The organism is Limimaricola variabilis (genome assembly GCF_014195545.1).
In the GTDB taxonomy this organism is placed as follows: domain Bacteria; phylum Pseudomonadota; class Alphaproteobacteria; order Rhodobacterales; family Rhodobacteraceae; genus Limimaricola; species Limimaricola variabilis.
In genome coordinates this window covers 1-14,387 of sequence record NZ_JACIBX010000017.1, presented here as the reverse complement: position 1 = coordinate 14,387, position 14,387 = coordinate 1, and the positions used below count along the sequence as shown (strand labels likewise).

Sequence of the window (14,387 nt, the reverse complement as noted above, 5' to 3'; positions counted from 1 at the left end):
GTTTGGCCCGGTCCCTGTATCCGGAGCCCGACGCATGACCGACGCCCCCGCCTACCAGGTTCTCGCCCGGAAATACCGGCCCGAGACCTTTGCCGACTTGGTCGGGCAGGATGCGATGGTGCGCACGCTCAAGAACGCCTTCGCCGCCAACCGCATCGCGCAGGCCTTCATCATGACGGGCATCCGCGGCACCGGCAAAACCACGACCGCGCGGATCATCGCCAAGGGCATGAATTGCATCGGCGCCGACGGCACCGGCGGCCCCACCACCGAGCCCTGCGGCAAGTGCGAGCATTGCGTGGCGATCATGGAGGGGCGCCATGTCGACGTGATGGAGATGGACGCGGCCTCCAACACCGGCGTCGCCAACATCCGCGAGATCATCGACAGCGTGCACTACCGGGCCGCCTCGGCGCGCTACAAGGTCTACATCATCGACGAGGTCCACATGCTGTCGACGGGGGCGTTCAACGCGCTCCTCAAGACGCTGGAGGAGCCGCCGGCGCATGTGAAGTTCATCTTCGCCACCACCGAGATCCGCAAGGTGCCGGTGACGGTGCTGTCGCGCTGCCAGCGCTTCGACCTGCGCAGGATCGAGCCCGAGGTGATGATCGGCATGCTGCGCCGCATCGCCACCGCCGAAGGGGCGCAGATCGCCGACGACGCGCTGGCGCTGATCACCCGTGCCGCCGAGGGCTCGGCGCGCGACGCGACCTCGCTACTCGACCAGGCGATCAGCCATGGCGCCGGCGAGACCACGGCCGACCAGGTGCGGGCGATGCTCGGCCTCGCGGATCGCGGCCGGGTGCTCGACCTGTTCGACATGATCCTGCGCGGCGACGCGGCCGGGGCGCTGACCGAGCTGTCGGCGCAATACGCCGAAGGCGCCGATCCTATGGCGGTGCTGCGCGACCTGGCGGAGATCGCGCATTGGGTCTCGGTCATCAAGATCACCCCCGAGGCCGCCGACGACCCGACCGTCGGCCCCGACGAGCGGGCGCGCGGCGCGCAGATGGCGGAACACCTGCCGATGCGGGTGCTGACCCGGCTGTGGCAGATGCTGCTGAAGGCGCTGGAAGAGGTGGCGCATGCCCCCAACGCGATGATGGCGGCCGAGATGGCGGTGATCCGGCTCACCCATGTGGCCGATCTGCCCTCGCCAGAAGAGCTGGTGCGCAAGCTGCAGGACGCGCCGGTCCCGCCGCCCCCCGGCGGTGGCAATGGCGGCGGCGCGCGTCCCGCGCAGGGCGGCCAGTCCATGGCGCGCGGCACCCCTGCTCCGACCCATCCCGGCCCCTCCGGCCCTTCGGCGCGCGGCTCGGCGCAGCCCGCCGTCGCGCAGGCCGAGAACCCGCTGGCCCGCTACGCCACGTTCGAACAGGTGGTCGAACTCATCCGCACGCATCGCGACGTGCAGATGCTGATCGAGGTGGAGACGACGCTCAGGCTGGTGCGCTATTCCCCCGGCCGGATCGAGTTCGAACCGACCGCCGACGCGCGCGGCGACATGGCGCAGCGGCTGGGCCAGAAGCTGCAGGCTTGGACCGGCGCGCGCTGGGCGATCAGCATCGCCAACGAAGGCGGCGCCCCCACCATCGCCGAGACCCGCGACGCCGCGGCGCTGGCGCTGCGGCAGGAGGCCGAGGCGCATCCGCTGGTCCGCGCGGTCTTCGCGGCCTTTCCCAAGGCGAAGATCACCGAGATCCGCAGCGAGGCCGACCGCGTCCAGCATGCCGCCGAGGAGGCGCTCGCCGAGGTCGAGGACGAATGGGATCCCTTCGAAGAGGAATGAGCGCGATTGCCGCACCACCCTTGTCGGTGGGGCCTCGCGACCGTATCTGCTAGGCAACGCAGACGAGGAGACAGCGATGTTCAAGGGGCTCGGCGGCCTGGGCGACATGTCCAAGATGATGAAGGCCGCGCAGGAAATGCAGGGCAAGATGGCGCAGATCCAGCAGGATCTGGAGACCATGACCGTCATCGGCGAAAGCGGCGCGGGCCTGGTCAAGGCCACCGCGACGGCCAAGGGCGAGCTGACCGCGCTCGACATCGATCCGTCGATCTTCGTGGCCTCCGAGAAGGAAGTGGTCGAGGATCTGATCCTCGCCGCGATCAAGGACGCGCAGGCCCGCGCCACCGAGCGGGCGCAGGCGGAGATGAAGAAGATCGCCGACGAGCTCGGCCTGCCCCCGGGCATGAACCTGCCGTTCTGAGTACGGTCCTGCTTCCCCCTTCCCGACATATGCAGGCGGGCTGCCCATGAGCGAGGATCGCGAGGCCATCGACCGGCTGATCGAGCTGATGTCGCGGCTGCCGGGGCTCGGGCCGCGCTCGGCCCGGCGCGCGGTGCTGCACCTCGTCAAGAAGCGCGGCACACTGCTGTCGCCGCTGGCCGAGGCGATGACCGAGGTCGGCGCGACGGCGCGCGAATGCCTCAACTGCGGCAATGTCGGCACCGGAGACATCTGCGGTATCTGCGCGGATGAGCGCCGGGCGACCGGCCAGATCTGCGTGGTCGAGGACGTGGCCGATCTCTGGGCGATGGAACGGTCGGGGGTGTTCAAGGGCCGCTACCACGTGCTGGGCGGCACCCTCTCGGCACTCGACGCGGTCGGGCCGGACGAGCTGCGGATACCACGGCTGATGGACCGGGTGAAATCCGAGGCGGTCTCAGAGGTGATCCTGGCGCTGGGCGCCACGATCGACGGCCAAACCACCGCGCATTACATCGCCGATCAGCTGCCGGACGTCTCCGTCACCTCGCTGGCGCAGGGTGTGCCGGTGGGCGGCGAGCTGGACTATCTCGACGACGGCACGATCAGCGCGGCGCTCCGAGCCCGGCGCAGCCTCTGAGACTGGAATCGACTTTCGTATAGGTGGCGCCTTGCCTCCGAGGCCCCCGGCCGCCATACCCGGCGGGGCCGCGGCGATGGGAGGGGCAGTTGCGCAGCAGATCGGACCGGATTCGTCAGGCGGTGAGCTTCGAGCTCATCGGGCTTGCCGCGGTGACGCCATTCGGCGCCTGGCTCTACGGCTTTCCGCTGTTCGACATGGGCGCGATCAGCGTGATCTCGTCGCTGGTCGCGACCTGCTGGAACTACCTGTTCAACCGCATCTTCGACGGGACGCTGCAGCGGATGAACGGCCATACCGGCAAGACCACGCCCCTGCGCATCCTCCACGCGGTGCTGTTCGAGGCGGGGCTGCTGTCGATCCTGCTGCCCGTGTTCTCGTGGTGGCTCGGACTGGGGTTGCTCGAATCATTCGTGGTGCAGATGAGCTTCGCGTTCTTCTACACCGTCTACACCTTCGTCTTCACTTGGGGTTACGACCGGCTGTTCCCGGACCCCGGGGCCCGTACCGCCTGATCGAAGGCGGCCCATGGGTCTGACCCCGGGCCGCCTCAAAGCGATCACTTGTCTTCGTCGTCCGCGTCGTCGCCCTTGGGCAGGTTAAAGAAGCTGTCGGCATCGCTGACGTCGCGATCGTCCTCCGCCTCTTCTTCCTCTTCCTCGGGACGGGCGTTGCTCTCGGACAGCGAGAAGCTCTCCAGCCCGGAGATCGAGGAGGGCATTTTGGGCTCGGGCGACATGCCGAGGCTCTGCTCGGTCGAGACCAGCTTGCGCCGCTCGTCATCGGTCATGGCCGAACCGTCACGCAGGCGCTTTGCATTGGCCTGCTGCACCGCGGCGTCGAGCTCGGACTGACGGCACAGGCCGAGCGCGACCGGGTCGATCGGGTCGATGTTGCCGATGTTCCAGTGGGTCCGCTCGCGGATCGCCTGGATCGTCGGCTTGGTGGTGCCGACCAGCTTGGAGATCTGGCCGTCCGACAGCTCGGGGTGGAACTTGACCAGCCACAGGATCGAGGCGGGGCGGTCCTGGCGCTTGGAGAGCGGAGTGTAGCGGGGGCCACGGCGCTTCTCTTCGCCCACCGCCGACGCGTTGAACTTGAGCTTCAGCCTGTGCAGCGGGTTCTTCTCCGCCTTCTCGATCTCTTCCTGCGTCAGCTGGTTGTTGGCGACGGGGTCGAACCCCTTCACCCCGGCGGCGACGTCGCCATCGGCGATGCCCTGCACCTCGAGCTCGTGCAGCCCGCAGAAATCGCCGATCTGCTTGAAGCTGATCGTCGTGTTGTCCACCAGCCAGACGGCGGTGGCCTTCGCCATGAGCGGTTTGTCAGCCATGTGAACACCCTTTCGAAAGACACGTCTTCCCCCGGCCCCGGCCTGGGGCGGACCGCGGCAGCGGTCCCGGTTCTCGTTTTCGGGGAACTCAACGGGCTATATAGGGATCATGGGCCATCGAGGAAAGACATAAATGACCTGCACGACAAGAGCCGCGATCGCGCTCATGCTGATCGCCGGACCGCTGCGGGCCGACCAGGCGGGGGATTTCGATTATTACGTGCTGAGCCTGAGCTGGTCGCCCGGCTGGTGCACCCGCGAGGGCGCGGCGCGCGGCTCCGAGCAATGCGACGACAGCCGCGATCTGGGCTGGGTGCTGCATGGGCTGTGGCCGCAATACGAAACCGGCTGGCCGGATTACTGCCCGACCGATGTACGGCCGCCCTCGCGCAGCGAAACGGCGGCGATGGCCGACATCATGGGCACTGGCGCCTCGGCCTGGCATCAATGGAAGAAGCACGGCACCTGCGCCGGCCTGTCGTCCGAGGCCTATTTCGAGACCGCCCGCGACGCCTATACGATGATCGAGCGCCCCGAGGAATTCCGCCGGCTCGACCGCGAGATCGCCCTGCCCGCCGCCGTGGTGGAGGAGGCCTTCCTGCGCGACAATCCCGACCTTTCCGCCGACGGGCTCACCGTGACTTGCCGCGACGGGATGGTGCAGGAGGTGCGGATCTGCCTGACCCGTGACCTGGAGCCGCGCGACTGCGGCGCCGACGTGATCCGCGACTGCACGCTGTCCGACGCGCTGATGCCGCCGATCCGCTAGGGCGCGCCCAACATGTCGAAGAAGGCAACGCTGGCCGCTACCATCTCGTCGAGCCGCTCGGGCCCCTCGTGGATGTCGAAACCATGGTCCATCTCGCGCAGCCAGAGCTCGTCGGGACCACCATGCGCCGTCAGCCACATCTCGGCCTGGGCCGGGTCGACGGTCGCGTCCTCGCTGCCTTGGGCGACGAAGAGCGGGCCGGAATAGCGGGCGATGTCGGCCAGCGGATCCGCGTCGAGGATGCCTTCGAAGAAGGGCTGCGCGAGCGTCACCTGCGCGCCCCAGGGCAGGATTACCTCGGTCGGTGCCTCGGACAGCACGCCGCGCTCCAGCGTTTCGGGGCCGAACAGCGTGGCGAAGGTGATCTGCGGATCGGCGATCCCCGCCCAGAGTGCCATCGCCTCGACCGGAGCGCCGTCGCCGGCCAGACCGGCCGCGACCAACCCGCCCTGCCCCCAGCCGATCACGTAGAGCGGCCCGCGCAGGCGGTCGTCCTCGGCCAGCCAGTCCAGCGCGGCGCGGGCATCGGCGATCTGGCTGTCGAAGGTGGTCTGCGAGAAGTCGAACCCCTCGACGCTCTCGCCCGAGCCCCGGAAATCGATCCGCAGGCTGGCATAGCCCGCCTCGGCCAGCAGCCGCGCGGTGCGGCGGAACACGCCTTCGCCTACGCCCTCGATCCCGAGCTCGTCGCGGTCACCGGTGAAGCCGTGCAGCAGCAGCACGACCGGCGGCGGCGGGCCGGGCGGCAGCGCCAGCGTGCCATAGACGGGCGCGCCCTCGACCTCGTAGGAAATCCGGTCCGACAGCCCGGCCTGCCCGTCCGAGAGCGGCAGCGGGCGGGGCCAGGGCGCGACCACCATCAGTTGGGACAGGTCGATTTCCGCCTCGGGCGTTTCACCCTCCTGCGCGTTCTCTTGCGCGGCAAGCGGCACGGCGGCGATCAGGGCGGCGCCAAGCACGGCGCGGAACGGCAGGGGCATGGCGGTTCTCCGGGGCTCTTTGCCGAATGGGTGGCCCTAGCCGGCCCGGAGTCAAGCGTCCCGCGGGGGTCTCCCCTCCCCCGCGGGACGGTGTGCTGCGCTCAGCCGATGGCGGCGGCGCGCACGTCCTCATCGATATGCGGCACGTACTGGGCGAAGTTGTCGGCGAACATCTGCGCCAGCTTCCGCGCCTGCGCATCATAGGCCGAGGCATCGGCCCAGGTGCCACGCGGATCGAGCAGCGCGTCGTCGACGCCTTCCACCGAGACCGGCACATCGAAACCGAAATTCGGATCCTTGCGGAAACTGCCCTCGGCCAGCGTGCCGTCCAGCGCCGCGGCCAGCAGCGCGCGGGTCGCCGCGATCGGCATCCGCTTGCCGGTGCCGTAGGCGCCGCCGGTCCAGCCGGTGTTGACCAGCCAGCAGGTCGCGCCGTGATTGCCGATCTTCTCCTGCAGCAGCTTGCCGTACTCCTCGGGGCGGCGCGGCATGAAGGGCGCGCCGAAGCAGGTCGAGAAGGTGGGCTCGGGCTCGGTCACGCCGCGCTCGGTCCCTGCGACCTTCGAGGTGAAGCCCGACAGGAAGTGATACATCGCCTGCGCCGGGGTCAGCCGCGCGATCGGGGGCAGCACGCCGAAGGCGTCGCAGGTCAGCATCACGATGTTCTTGGGATGCCCGCCCAGCGCGCTCTCCGAGGCATTGGAGATGTAGTGCAGCGGGTAGGCGCAGCGCATGTTCGCGGTGAGCGAGCTGTCCTCGAAATCGAGCTCCAGCGTGTCCTCGTCGAACACCATGTTCTCGATCACGGTGCCGAACTTCCGGGTCGTGGCATAGATCTCGGGCTCGGCCTCGGCCGAGAGCGAGATGGTCTTGGCGTAGCAGCCGCCCTCGAAGTTGAAGGTGCCGCGATCCGACCAGCCATGCTCGTCATCGCCGATCAGCACGCGCGAGGGGTCGGCCGAGAGCGTGGTCTTGCCGGTGCCCGACAGGCCGAAGAACACCGCCGTGTCGACCGGGTTGCCCGGCGCGTGGTTGGCCGAGCAGTGCATCGGCATGATGCCCTTCTCGGGCAGCAGGTAGTTCAGCAGCGTGAACACCGCTTTCTTATTCTCGCCGGCATATTCGGTGCCGCCGATCAGGATCAGCTTCTCATCGAGATTGATCGCGATCACCGTGGCCGAACGGCAGCCATGCCGCTCGGGGTCGGCGCGGAAGCTCGGGGCGTTGATCACCGTGTATTCCGGGGCGAAGCTGTCGAGCGCGGCGCGCTCGGGACGGCGCAGCAGGTGGCGGATGAACAGCCCGTGCCAGGCCAGCTCGGTCACCATGCGCACGTTGATCCGGTGCGCCGGATCCGCGCCGGCATGGAGATCCTGCACATGCATCGAGCGGCCCGCGAGATGCGCCAGCATGTCGGCCTTGAGCGTCGCGAAGGCCTGCGGCTCCATCGCGGCGTTGTTTTCCCACCAGATCGTGTCTTCGGTGGTGGCGCTGCGGACCACGAACTTGTCCTTGGGGCTGCGACCCGTGTGCTGGCCGGTGGTGACCAGCAGCGTACCGCCCTGGCCCAGCCGGCCTTCGCCGCCGGTGATTGCGGCCTGCATTAGCTGCGGCTCGGTCAGGTTGTAATAGACCTCGCCCAGCCCCGTCACACCCTGCGCCTCGAGCGTCATCTCGGGGTTCACGCGTCCATGCTGCATCTGACCGGCTCCTTCCATTGGAGCCGACACCCGGCCCCGCTGCAAAGCGGCTTAACATGATGATTTCCAAGGCGGCCATCCAGTTAGCGCAACCATACGAACTGTTAACGCAACCAGCCCGAGCCGGAGCCTGCCCTAGCGGCAACCCGTACGACCGCGTGCGGCGAAGGTGCGGCATTTTAGCCATTGGTTATCGCATTTCGGCGCAAATGGGGCGTCTTTGGGGCCGCGATTCGCTGTGCGCACTTGATCCGTGCAGATGAACACGGGATGACGGAACGAGGCCCATCAATAAGAATCCGAGCTGGAAAGGGATCCGATGTCGAAGATCGCGCTTGTGGATGACGACAGGAACATCCTGACGTCGGTGTCGATGACCCTGGAAGCCGAGGGTTTCGAGGTCGAGACCTACAATGATGGGCAGATGGCGCTCGATGCCTTCAACAAGAAGCTGCCCGACATGGCCGTGCTCGACATCAAGATGCCGCGCATGGACGGCATGGATCTGCTGCAGCGGCTGCGCCAGAAGACCCAGATGCCGGTGATCTTCCTGACCTCCAAGGATGACGAGATCGACGAGGTGCTCGGGCTGCGGATGGGCGCCGACGACTACGTCAAGAAGCCGTTCTCCCAGCGCTTGCTCGTGGAACGCATCCGCGCGCTGCTGCGCCGCCAGGAGGCGATCTCGGGCGAGACGGTCGAGGTGACCGAGGACAACAAGGTCATGGAACGTGGCCAGCTGACCATGGACCCGCTGCGCCACGCGGTGACCTGGAAGGGCAAGGACGTCTCGCTCACAGTGACCGAGTTCCTGCTGCTGCAGGCGCTGGCCCAGCGCCCCGGCTTCGTGAAGAGCCGCGACCAGCTGATGGACGTGGCCTATGACGATCAGGTCTATGTCGACGACCGCACCATCGACAGCCACATCAAGCGCCTGCGCAAGAAGATGCGCAACGCGGATCCGGATTTCTCGGCGATCGAGACCCTTTACGGGATCGGCTATCGCTACAACGAGGAATGATCGTCCAACCCCTGGAGAGATGAGCGCAGCATGACCGCCGCCCCCCAGATCGACGTGCGGGATCTAAACTCGGTCCGCCGCGCCGCCAAGCGGGGCGAGGAGCCGCGCGATCGGGTGGTGCTGGGCGAGGATTGGGTCACGCCGAATGCCGAGCGACGGCCGCGCCGCCGGCTGGTGCAGCTCAACCGCTCGCCGCTGGCGCGCAAGATCATCACCTTCAACCTGATCGCGCTGCTGCTGCTGGTCGCGGGAATGCTCTACCTCGCGCCCTCGCGCGACAACCTCGCCTTCCAGCGCGCCTCCTCTCTGGTCAGCCAGGCCGAGCTGATCGCCGACCTGTTCGAGGTGCAGCTGCCGGCCGGCGCGCCGGTCAACCTGATCACCGGCGACGGGCTCGACGTCGACGCCACGCTCGATTCGCTCGACCTGCGCGACGGCATCGAGCTGCGGATCTTCGATCCCTCGGGCCAGCTGGTCGGCGAGGCCGTGGCGCGCGACACCGACGTGGTCGCCGGGCTGGAACTGGGCACCGGCGGCACCGTGCTGACCGATCTGCTCAACTCCGCCTGGGAGGCCCTCGCCGGGCTGCTGTCGCCGGCGAGCCTGCCACCGCCGGCCTTCGGCACGGCCGACGCGGCGCAGGCGCTGGTTTCGCCGGCGCTGGCCGGCGGCACGGCGGTGCAGACCCGCACCGACGCCCAAGGCCGCACGATCTTCGCCATCGCCACCCCGATCGAGCAGGGCCGTCGCGCCGTCGGCGTCGTCGCCGTGACTTCGGCCGCGGGCGAGATCGACGCGCTGGTCCGGCGTGAACGCGAGCAGGTGCTGCAGATGTTCGTGGTCGGCATGCTGGTCTCGATCGGCCTCAGCCTCGTTCTCGCCTCGACCATCGCCAACCCGCTCTCGGAGCTGGCCGCGGCCGCCGAGACCGGACGCGACCGCAACGCCCGCAAATTCGCCCCCACCAAGGTGCGGATCCCCGACCTCACCGCCCGCCCCGACGAGATCGGCCGGCTTTCGGCGGCGTTGAGGGGCATGGTGGCCGCGCTCTACGACCGGATCGAAGGCAACGAGCAATTCGCGGCCGACGTCGCCCACGAGATCAAGAACCCGCTCGCCTCGCTGCGCTCCGCGGTCGGCAGCCTGCGGGTCGTGAAGCGCGAGGACCACCGCGAGAAGCTGCTTGACGTGATCGAGCACGATGTGCGTCGGCTCGACCGGCTGGTCTCCGACATCTCCAACGCCTCGCGGCTCGACGCCGAGCTGGTCAAGGAGGAGGAGGAGAGCTTCGACCTGCTGCGGATGCTGTCGAACCTCAACGATTTCCTCGGCCGGGAGGCCGCGCTCAAGGGCATCGACTTCATCGCCGACCTGCCTTCGCGGCCGATCCAGATCCAGGGCCTCGAGGGGCGGTTGGCGCAGGTCTTCGTCAACCTGATCACCAACGCCATCTCGTTTTGCGAGGATGGCGACGCGATCCGGGTCTGGGCACGGCAGCGCGAGAACAGGGTGCTGGTCGTGGTCGAGGATACCGGCCCCGGCATCCCCGAGGAGGCGCTGACCAAGATCTTCCAGCGCTTCTACTCGGAGCGCCCCGAGCAGCAGTTCGGCAACAATTCCGGCCTCGGCCTCGCCATCTCCAAGCAGATCGTCGAAGCGCATGGCGGCGTCATCTGGGCCGAGAACATCCGCCCGACAGATGCCGATCCGACCTCCGAGCCCCTCGGCGCGCGATTCGTCGTGGGCCTCCCGATCTGAACGGCGGCGGCGACATCGACGCGCCGCTCGCCCTGCATGCGAGCTGTGTCGCCTGGCAGGGACGCGGCCTGCTGATCATCGGACCCTCGGGCAGCGGCAAGTCGGCGCTGGCGCTGGCGCTGATGGCGCTGGGCTGCGATCTGGTCGCGGATGACCAGGTATTGCTGTCGCGCCAGCCCGATGGCGGGTTGCGCGCCGCCTGCCCCGCCACCATCGCCGGGCTGATCGAGGCGCGCGGCGTCGGGCTTCTCAACGCCGTGCCTGCGGGACCGGTCCGGCTGGTTCTGGCCGTCGCGCGCGGCACCCCGGAGACGGAACGTCTTCCACCGGAACGTAGCGTCACGTATCTGGGCTGTTCCCTCCCGCTGCTTCACGATGTCGGGACGGGCCATTTCGCGCCCGCGATCCTGCAGTATCTCAAGGCAGGACGGAGAGAGACATGATACCCGACCCTGCACTTGCCCCCACCCAATCCGACATCCCGCCCGAGGACGGGCGCCAGTCGCTTGTGCTGGTGACCGGCCCATCCGGGGCGGGCCGCAGCACGGCGATCAACGTGCTCGAGGATCTCGGCCACGAGGTGATCGACAACCTGCCGCTGTCGCTACTGCCGCGCCTGCTCGACGGGCCACCGCTGTCGCAGCCGCTGGCGCTCGGCCTCGACGTGCGCAACCGGGATTTCACCACCGACGCTCTGATCGACGCGATCGACCGCCTCGCCTCGGCGCCGGGAGTGGCACTGCAGGTGCTCTACCTCGACTGCGACGAGGACGAGCTGGTCCGCCGCTATTCCGAGACCCGGCGCCGCCATCCGCTGGCCCCGGCCGACAGCCCGGCCGCCGGGATCGCCCGCGAGCGGGACCTGCTCGGCCCGGTCCGGGCCCGGGCGGACGTCCTAGTCGACACCACTGGCCTGTCGCCGCATGAAGGTCGGGCCGAAATCGAGCGCTGGTTCGCGCCGCCCGAGGGCCGGACCCTCGCGGTGACGCTGCACAGTTTCTCCTATAAGCGCGGCCTTCCGCGCGGGCTCGACCTCGTGATCGACTGCCGCTTCCTGCGCAACCCGCACTGGGAGCCGGCGCTGCGGCCGCTCGATGGACGGGACGACGCGGTGGACGCCCATGTCGCCGGCGATCCCCGCTTTGACGGCTTCTTCACCTCGATGTGCGATTTTCTGGTGCCGCTCCTGCCCGCCTACCACGCCGAGGGCAAGACGCACCTCGCCATCGGCTTCGGCTGCACCGGCGGGCAACACCGTTCGGTCGCCGTGACCGAGCGTTTCGCCAAGACCCTTGCAGAGGAGGGGTGGCAGGTGTCTAAACGTCACAGGGAGCTGGAACGCCGCGCCGGGACGGGGAGCCCGCCGGCCGTACGGGGACAAGTCGCGTGATCGGAATCGTCATCGTGGCCCATGGGGGGCTCGCACGCGAATACCTCGCCGCCGTGGAACACGTGGTGGGGCGCCAGACCGGGGTCATCGCCATCACCATCCTCCCCGACGACGACCGCGGGGCCAAGCAGGATGAGATCTGCGCCGCCGCGGATTCCGTCGATACCGGCGACGGGGTGGTGATCGTCACCGACATGTTCGGCGGCTCGCCCTCGAACCTCTCGCTCAGGGCCTGCTCGGTCTCGGACCGGCGAATCCTCTACGGCGCCAATCTCCCGATGCTCATCAAGCTCGCCAAGTCGCGTGGCAAAACCGTCCCCGAGGCGGTGCGCGCGGCGCTTACGGCGGGCCGCAAATACATCGACAGCCTGATCGTCGATTCGGGGCTGCAGACGGAGACACGCACCGGGACATGACGACCACCAGACGCCTGCAGATCATCAATACCAAGGGCTTGCACGCCCGCGCCTCCGCCAAGCTCGCAGAAACCGTCGAATCCTTCGACGCCGAAGCCACCGTGAGCCGGGACGGCCTTTCCACCACCGGCGACAGCATCATGGGTCTCCTGATGCTCGCCGCCTCGCGCGGAACATGGATCGACGTCGAAACCTCGGGCGCCGAGGCTGAACGTCTCGCCGACGCGATCGAGGCGCTGGTCGCCGACTGTTTCGGCGAGGGGGGCTGAGCCCCCTCGCCGTCCGGCCTCAGCGGGTCGGAACCGGCGTTTCGCCGCGATAATCGTAGAAGCCGCGCCCGGTCTTGCGACCGTACCAACCCGCCTCGACATATTTGGTCAGCAGGGGACAGGGACGGTACTTGGTGTCCGCCAGCCCGTCATGCAGCACGTTCATGATCGCCAGACAGGTATCGAGCCCGATGAAATCGGCGAGCTCGAGCGGCCCCATCGGGTGATTCGCCCCGAGCTTGAGAGAAGTGTCGATCGCCTCGACCGTCCCGACCCCCTCGAACAGCGCGTAGACCGCCTCGTTGATCATCGGCATCAGGATGCGGTTGACGATGAAGGCGGGAAAATCCTCCGACGTCGCGGAGGTCTTGCCCAGCCGCTCGACCACCTCGAGACAGGCGCGGAAGGTCTCCTCGTCGGTGGCGATGCCGCGGATCAGCTCGACGAGCTGCATCACCGGCACCGGGTTCATGAAATGGAAACCCATGAACTTCTCGGGACGATCGGTCCGGCTCGCCAGCCGGGTGATCGAGATCGAGGAGGTGTTCGAGGTGAGAATCGTGTGCTTCGCCAGATGCGGCACCAGCTCCTCGAAGATCGCGGTCTTGACCGTCTCGCGCTCGGTCGCGGCCTCGATGATCAGGTCGCAGGGTCCCAGATCGGTCAGCGTCTGCGTGGTCGAGATCCGGCCCATCGCCTCGGCCTTCGCCTCTTCGGTCAGCGTGCCCTTGGCGATCTGACGGTCGAGATTGCGCCCGATCAGCGCCAGCGCCTTTTCCAGCGCCTCGGCGCTGATGTCGGTCATCAGCACCTCGAACCCCGCCTGCGCGAAGACATGGGCGATGCCATTGCCCATCTGCCCCGCGCCCACCACGCCTACCGTCTCGATCGCCATCGTCATCTTCCTCCTGCCGTATCGCGCGCAGCATAGGTCTGCCCCGCCCCCGGTCACAAGGGCAGGTCGGGCTTAGCGATATGGCAAACCTCTCATGCTTTCCTCTCCGGCGGGAAAATGGGTGAGGGGTGTGCCATGCGGCATGACGTGATCGGCCGAGGCGCCGAACCAAAACTGCTGCGCGACCGCTATGAAGGGTCGCGCCTCTATGTCAGGGCGCCGTTGCGGAAACCGGCGGGCAACTACATCGCCTGCGTCGGCGGGACGGAGACATTCGGGCTGGGGCTCGCGCGCCCCTACCCCGCCCTGCTCGAACGCCGGACGCGCCGGGTCTGCATCAATCTGGGCGTACCACATGCCGGGCCTGGGGCGCTGCTGGACGACGCGGCCCTGTTGGAGATCTGCGCCGAGGCCGAGCAGGTGGTGCTGCAGGCCACCGGGGCGGCGGGGTTGTCGAACCGCTTCTTCACTGTGCATCCGCGCCGCAACGATCGCTTCCTTCGGGCCTCCGCGACCCTGCGCGCCCTCTATCCGGAGATCGATTTCACGGATTTCTGCTTCGTGCGCCACATGCTCGGCGCGCTGCAGGGCTGCGGCGCCGCGCGGTTCGAACTGGTGCGGGCGGAGCTGCGCACGGCGTGGAGCGAGCGAATGCGGCTGCTGATCGACCGGATCGGCGTGCCGGTCACGCTGGTGGTGATGCCGACGCGGGTCGAGAGCGGAGATCTCGGCGACGAGCCGCTCTTCGTCAGCCGCGAGATGCTCGATGCGTTGCGGCCCAAGCTTCTGGGCATCGTCCGCACGCCGCCCGGCGCCGGTCCGGCCCAGCATCTGGCAGTGGCGCGGCAGCTCTCCGACCTCTTGGCCGAGGCCGGCTGAGCGGTTCGTTGAAAACGGCCCGGCGTCTCGCGCCGGGCCGTCCTGTCGTTCAGAGCTTTTCGGTGAGCTCGGGCAGCGCGGTGAACAGGTCGGCGACGAGGCCGTAATCGGCGACCTGGAAGAT

General features: G+C 68.2%; 16 protein-coding genes and 1 pseudogene. 12 read left to right on the top strand and 5 right to left on the bottom strand.

The window, feature by feature from the left end:
• The first annotated feature begins 34 nt into the window (after positions 1-34).
• The 4 genes from FHS00_RS15905 to FHS00_RS15890 all read left to right on the top strand — a co-directional run bounded on the left by FHS00_RS15905 (position 35) and on the right by FHS00_RS15890 (position 3,368).
• Positions 35-1,792 (top strand): DNA polymerase III subunit gamma/tau, encoded by a 1,758-nt coding sequence (locus tag FHS00_RS15905; protein WP_183475080.1) that lies wholly within the window; start codon positions 35-37, stop codon positions 1,790-1,792.
• Positions 1,793-1,868: 76 nt separating this feature from the next.
• Positions 1,869-2,213, top strand: a complete 345-nt coding sequence (locus tag FHS00_RS15900; protein ID WP_183475079.1) for a YbaB/EbfC family nucleoid-associated protein — start codon at positions 1,869-1,871, stop codon at positions 2,211-2,213.
• A gap of 46 nt (positions 2,214-2,259) precedes the next feature.
• On the top strand, positions 2,260-2,853 hold the full coding sequence (gene recR / locus FHS00_RS15895; RefSeq protein ID WP_183475078.1) for a recombination mediator RecR: 594 nt from the start codon (positions 2,260-2,262) through the stop codon (positions 2,851-2,853).
• Positions 2,854-2,942: 89 nt separating this feature from the next.
• On the top strand, positions 2,943-3,368 hold the full coding sequence (locus tag FHS00_RS15890) for a PACE efflux transporter (protein ID WP_183475077.1): 426 nt from the start codon (positions 2,943-2,945) through the stop codon (positions 3,366-3,368).
• A 44-nt stretch (positions 3,369-3,412) separates the two neighbouring features.
• Here FHS00_RS15890 and FHS00_RS15885 read toward each other — a convergent pair whose 3' ends face one another.
• Complete coding sequence (locus FHS00_RS15885; RefSeq protein WP_183475076.1) at positions 3,413-4,186, bottom strand: DUF1013 domain-containing protein; 774 nt, start codon at positions 4,184-4,186, stop codon at positions 3,413-3,415.
• Positions 4,187-4,319: 133 nt separating this feature from the next.
• Between FHS00_RS15885 and FHS00_RS15880 the strand changes: the two genes are divergently transcribed.
• Positions 4,320-4,955 carry a ribonuclease T2 family protein gene (locus tag FHS00_RS15880; protein WP_183475075.1) on the top strand — a complete coding sequence of 212 codons (636 nt, stop codon included), beginning with the start codon at positions 4,320-4,322 and terminating at the stop codon, positions 4,953-4,955.
• On the opposite strand, the gene FHS00_RS15875 is transcribed toward FHS00_RS15880, so the two are convergent.
• Together FHS00_RS15875 and FHS00_RS15870 are read right to left on the bottom strand one after the other, a co-directional pair.
• Positions 4,952-5,935: an alpha/beta hydrolase family protein gene (locus FHS00_RS15875; RefSeq protein WP_183475074.1), complete on the bottom strand. Its 984-nt coding sequence runs from the start codon at positions 5,933-5,935 to the stop codon at positions 4,952-4,954. The genes FHS00_RS15880 and FHS00_RS15875 overlap by 4 nt on opposite strands.
• A 101-nt stretch (positions 5,936-6,036) precedes the next feature.
• The gene (locus FHS00_RS15870) at positions 6,037-7,635 is read right to left on the bottom strand and encodes a phosphoenolpyruvate carboxykinase (protein ID WP_183475073.1); all 1,599 of its coding nucleotides are present in this window, start codon (positions 7,633-7,635) and stop codon (positions 6,037-6,039) included.
• A 319-nt stretch (positions 7,636-7,954) separates the two neighbouring features.
• Here FHS00_RS15870 and FHS00_RS15865 point away from each other — a divergent pair, with 319 nt between their 5' ends.
• From FHS00_RS15865 to FHS00_RS15840, 6 genes are read left to right on the top strand one after another with little or no spacing between them, the layout of a single operon-like run.
• On the top strand, positions 7,955-8,656 hold the full coding sequence (locus FHS00_RS15865; RefSeq protein ID WP_183475072.1) for a response regulator transcription factor: 702 nt from the start codon (positions 7,955-7,957) through the stop codon (positions 8,654-8,656).
• Between the two features lie 30 nt (positions 8,657-8,686).
• Positions 8,687-10,414, top strand: a complete 1,728-nt coding sequence (locus FHS00_RS15860; protein WP_183475071.1) for a sensor histidine kinase — start codon at positions 8,687-8,689, stop codon at positions 10,412-10,414.
• Positions 10,330-10,857 (top strand): HPr kinase/phosphorylase, encoded by a 528-nt coding sequence (locus FHS00_RS15855; RefSeq protein WP_343064614.1) that lies wholly within the window; start codon positions 10,330-10,332, stop codon positions 10,855-10,857. The genes FHS00_RS15860 and FHS00_RS15855 overlap by 85 nt, the downstream gene beginning before the upstream one ends.
• A complete protein-coding gene (gene rapZ, locus FHS00_RS15850) occupies positions 10,854-11,804 on the top strand; it encodes an RNase adapter RapZ (protein WP_246391404.1) in 951 nt (316 codons plus the stop codon). The genes FHS00_RS15855 and rapZ overlap by 4 nt, the downstream gene beginning before the upstream one ends.
• Positions 11,801-12,220, top strand: a complete 420-nt coding sequence (locus FHS00_RS15845) for a PTS sugar transporter subunit IIA (RefSeq protein WP_183475070.1) — start codon at positions 11,801-11,803, stop codon at positions 12,218-12,220. Before rapZ ends, FHS00_RS15845 begins: the two co-directional genes overlap by 4 nt.
• Complete coding sequence (locus FHS00_RS15840; RefSeq protein WP_183475069.1) at positions 12,217-12,489, top strand: HPr family phosphocarrier protein; 273 nt, start codon at positions 12,217-12,219, stop codon at positions 12,487-12,489. Before FHS00_RS15845 ends, FHS00_RS15840 begins: the two co-directional genes overlap by 4 nt.
• Positions 12,490-12,508: 19 nt before the next feature.
• Here the strand turns inward: FHS00_RS15840 and FHS00_RS15835 are convergent, their stop codons facing one another.
• Entirely contained in the window at positions 12,509-13,384 is an 876-nt protein-coding gene (locus FHS00_RS15835) for a 3-hydroxybutyryl-CoA dehydrogenase (protein WP_183475115.1), read from the bottom strand.
• A gap of 135 nt (positions 13,385-13,519) precedes the next feature.
• Between FHS00_RS15835 and FHS00_RS15830 the strand changes: the two genes are divergently transcribed.
• Entirely contained in the window at positions 13,520-14,263 is a 744-nt protein-coding gene (locus FHS00_RS15830; RefSeq protein ID WP_183475068.1) for a DUF6473 family protein, read from the top strand.
• A gap of 49 nt (positions 14,264-14,312) precedes the next feature.
• Here the strand turns inward: FHS00_RS15830 and FHS00_RS17780 are convergent.
• Positions 14,313-14,387: pseudogene (locus tag FHS00_RS17780) on the bottom strand (electron transfer flavoprotein subunit alpha); the annotation flags it as partial.

What these genes read in the sequence shown, in the direction of transcription:
- FHS00_RS15905 (WP_183475080.1), top strand. Translation starts at nt 35, where the DNA reads ATGACCGACGCCCCCGCCTACCAGGTTCTCGCCCGGAAATACCGGCCC.
- FHS00_RS15900 (WP_183475079.1), top strand. Translation starts at nt 1,869, where the DNA reads ATGTTCAAGGGGCTCGGCGGCCTGGGCGACATGTCCAAGATGATGAAG.
- recR (WP_183475078.1), top strand. Translation starts at nt 2,260, where the DNA reads ATGAGCGAGGATCGCGAGGCCATCGACCGGCTGATCGAGCTGATGTCG.
- FHS00_RS15885 (WP_183475076.1), bottom strand. Translation starts at nt 4,186, where the DNA reads ATGGCTGACAAACCGCTCATGGCGAAGGCCACCGCCGTCTGGCTGGTG.
- FHS00_RS15880 (WP_183475075.1), top strand. Translation starts at nt 4,320, where the DNA reads ATGACCTGCACGACAAGAGCCGCGATCGCGCTCATGCTGATCGCCGGA.
- FHS00_RS15875 (WP_183475074.1), bottom strand. Translation starts at nt 5,935, where the DNA reads ATGCCCCTGCCGTTCCGCGCCGTGCTTGGCGCCGCCCTGATCGCCGCC.
- FHS00_RS15870 (WP_183475073.1), bottom strand. Translation starts at nt 7,635, where the DNA reads ATGCAGCATGGACGCGTGAACCCCGAGATGACGCTCGAGGCGCAGGGT.
- FHS00_RS15865 (WP_183475072.1), top strand. Translation starts at nt 7,955, where the DNA reads ATGTCGAAGATCGCGCTTGTGGATGACGACAGGAACATCCTGACGTCG.
- FHS00_RS15860 (WP_183475071.1), top strand. Translation starts at nt 8,687, where the DNA reads ATGACCGCCGCCCCCCAGATCGACGTGCGGGATCTAAACTCGGTCCGC.
- rapZ (WP_246391404.1), top strand. Translation starts at nt 10,854, where the DNA reads ATGATACCCGACCCTGCACTTGCCCCCACCCAATCCGACATCCCGCCC.
- FHS00_RS15840 (WP_183475069.1), top strand. Translation starts at nt 12,217, where the DNA reads ATGACGACCACCAGACGCCTGCAGATCATCAATACCAAGGGCTTGCAC.
- FHS00_RS15835 (WP_183475115.1), bottom strand. Translation starts at nt 13,384, where the DNA reads ATGGCGATCGAGACGGTAGGCGTGGTGGGCGCGGGGCAGATGGGCAAT.
- FHS00_RS15830 (WP_183475068.1), top strand. Translation starts at nt 13,520, where the DNA reads ATGCGGCATGACGTGATCGGCCGAGGCGCCGAACCAAAACTGCTGCGC.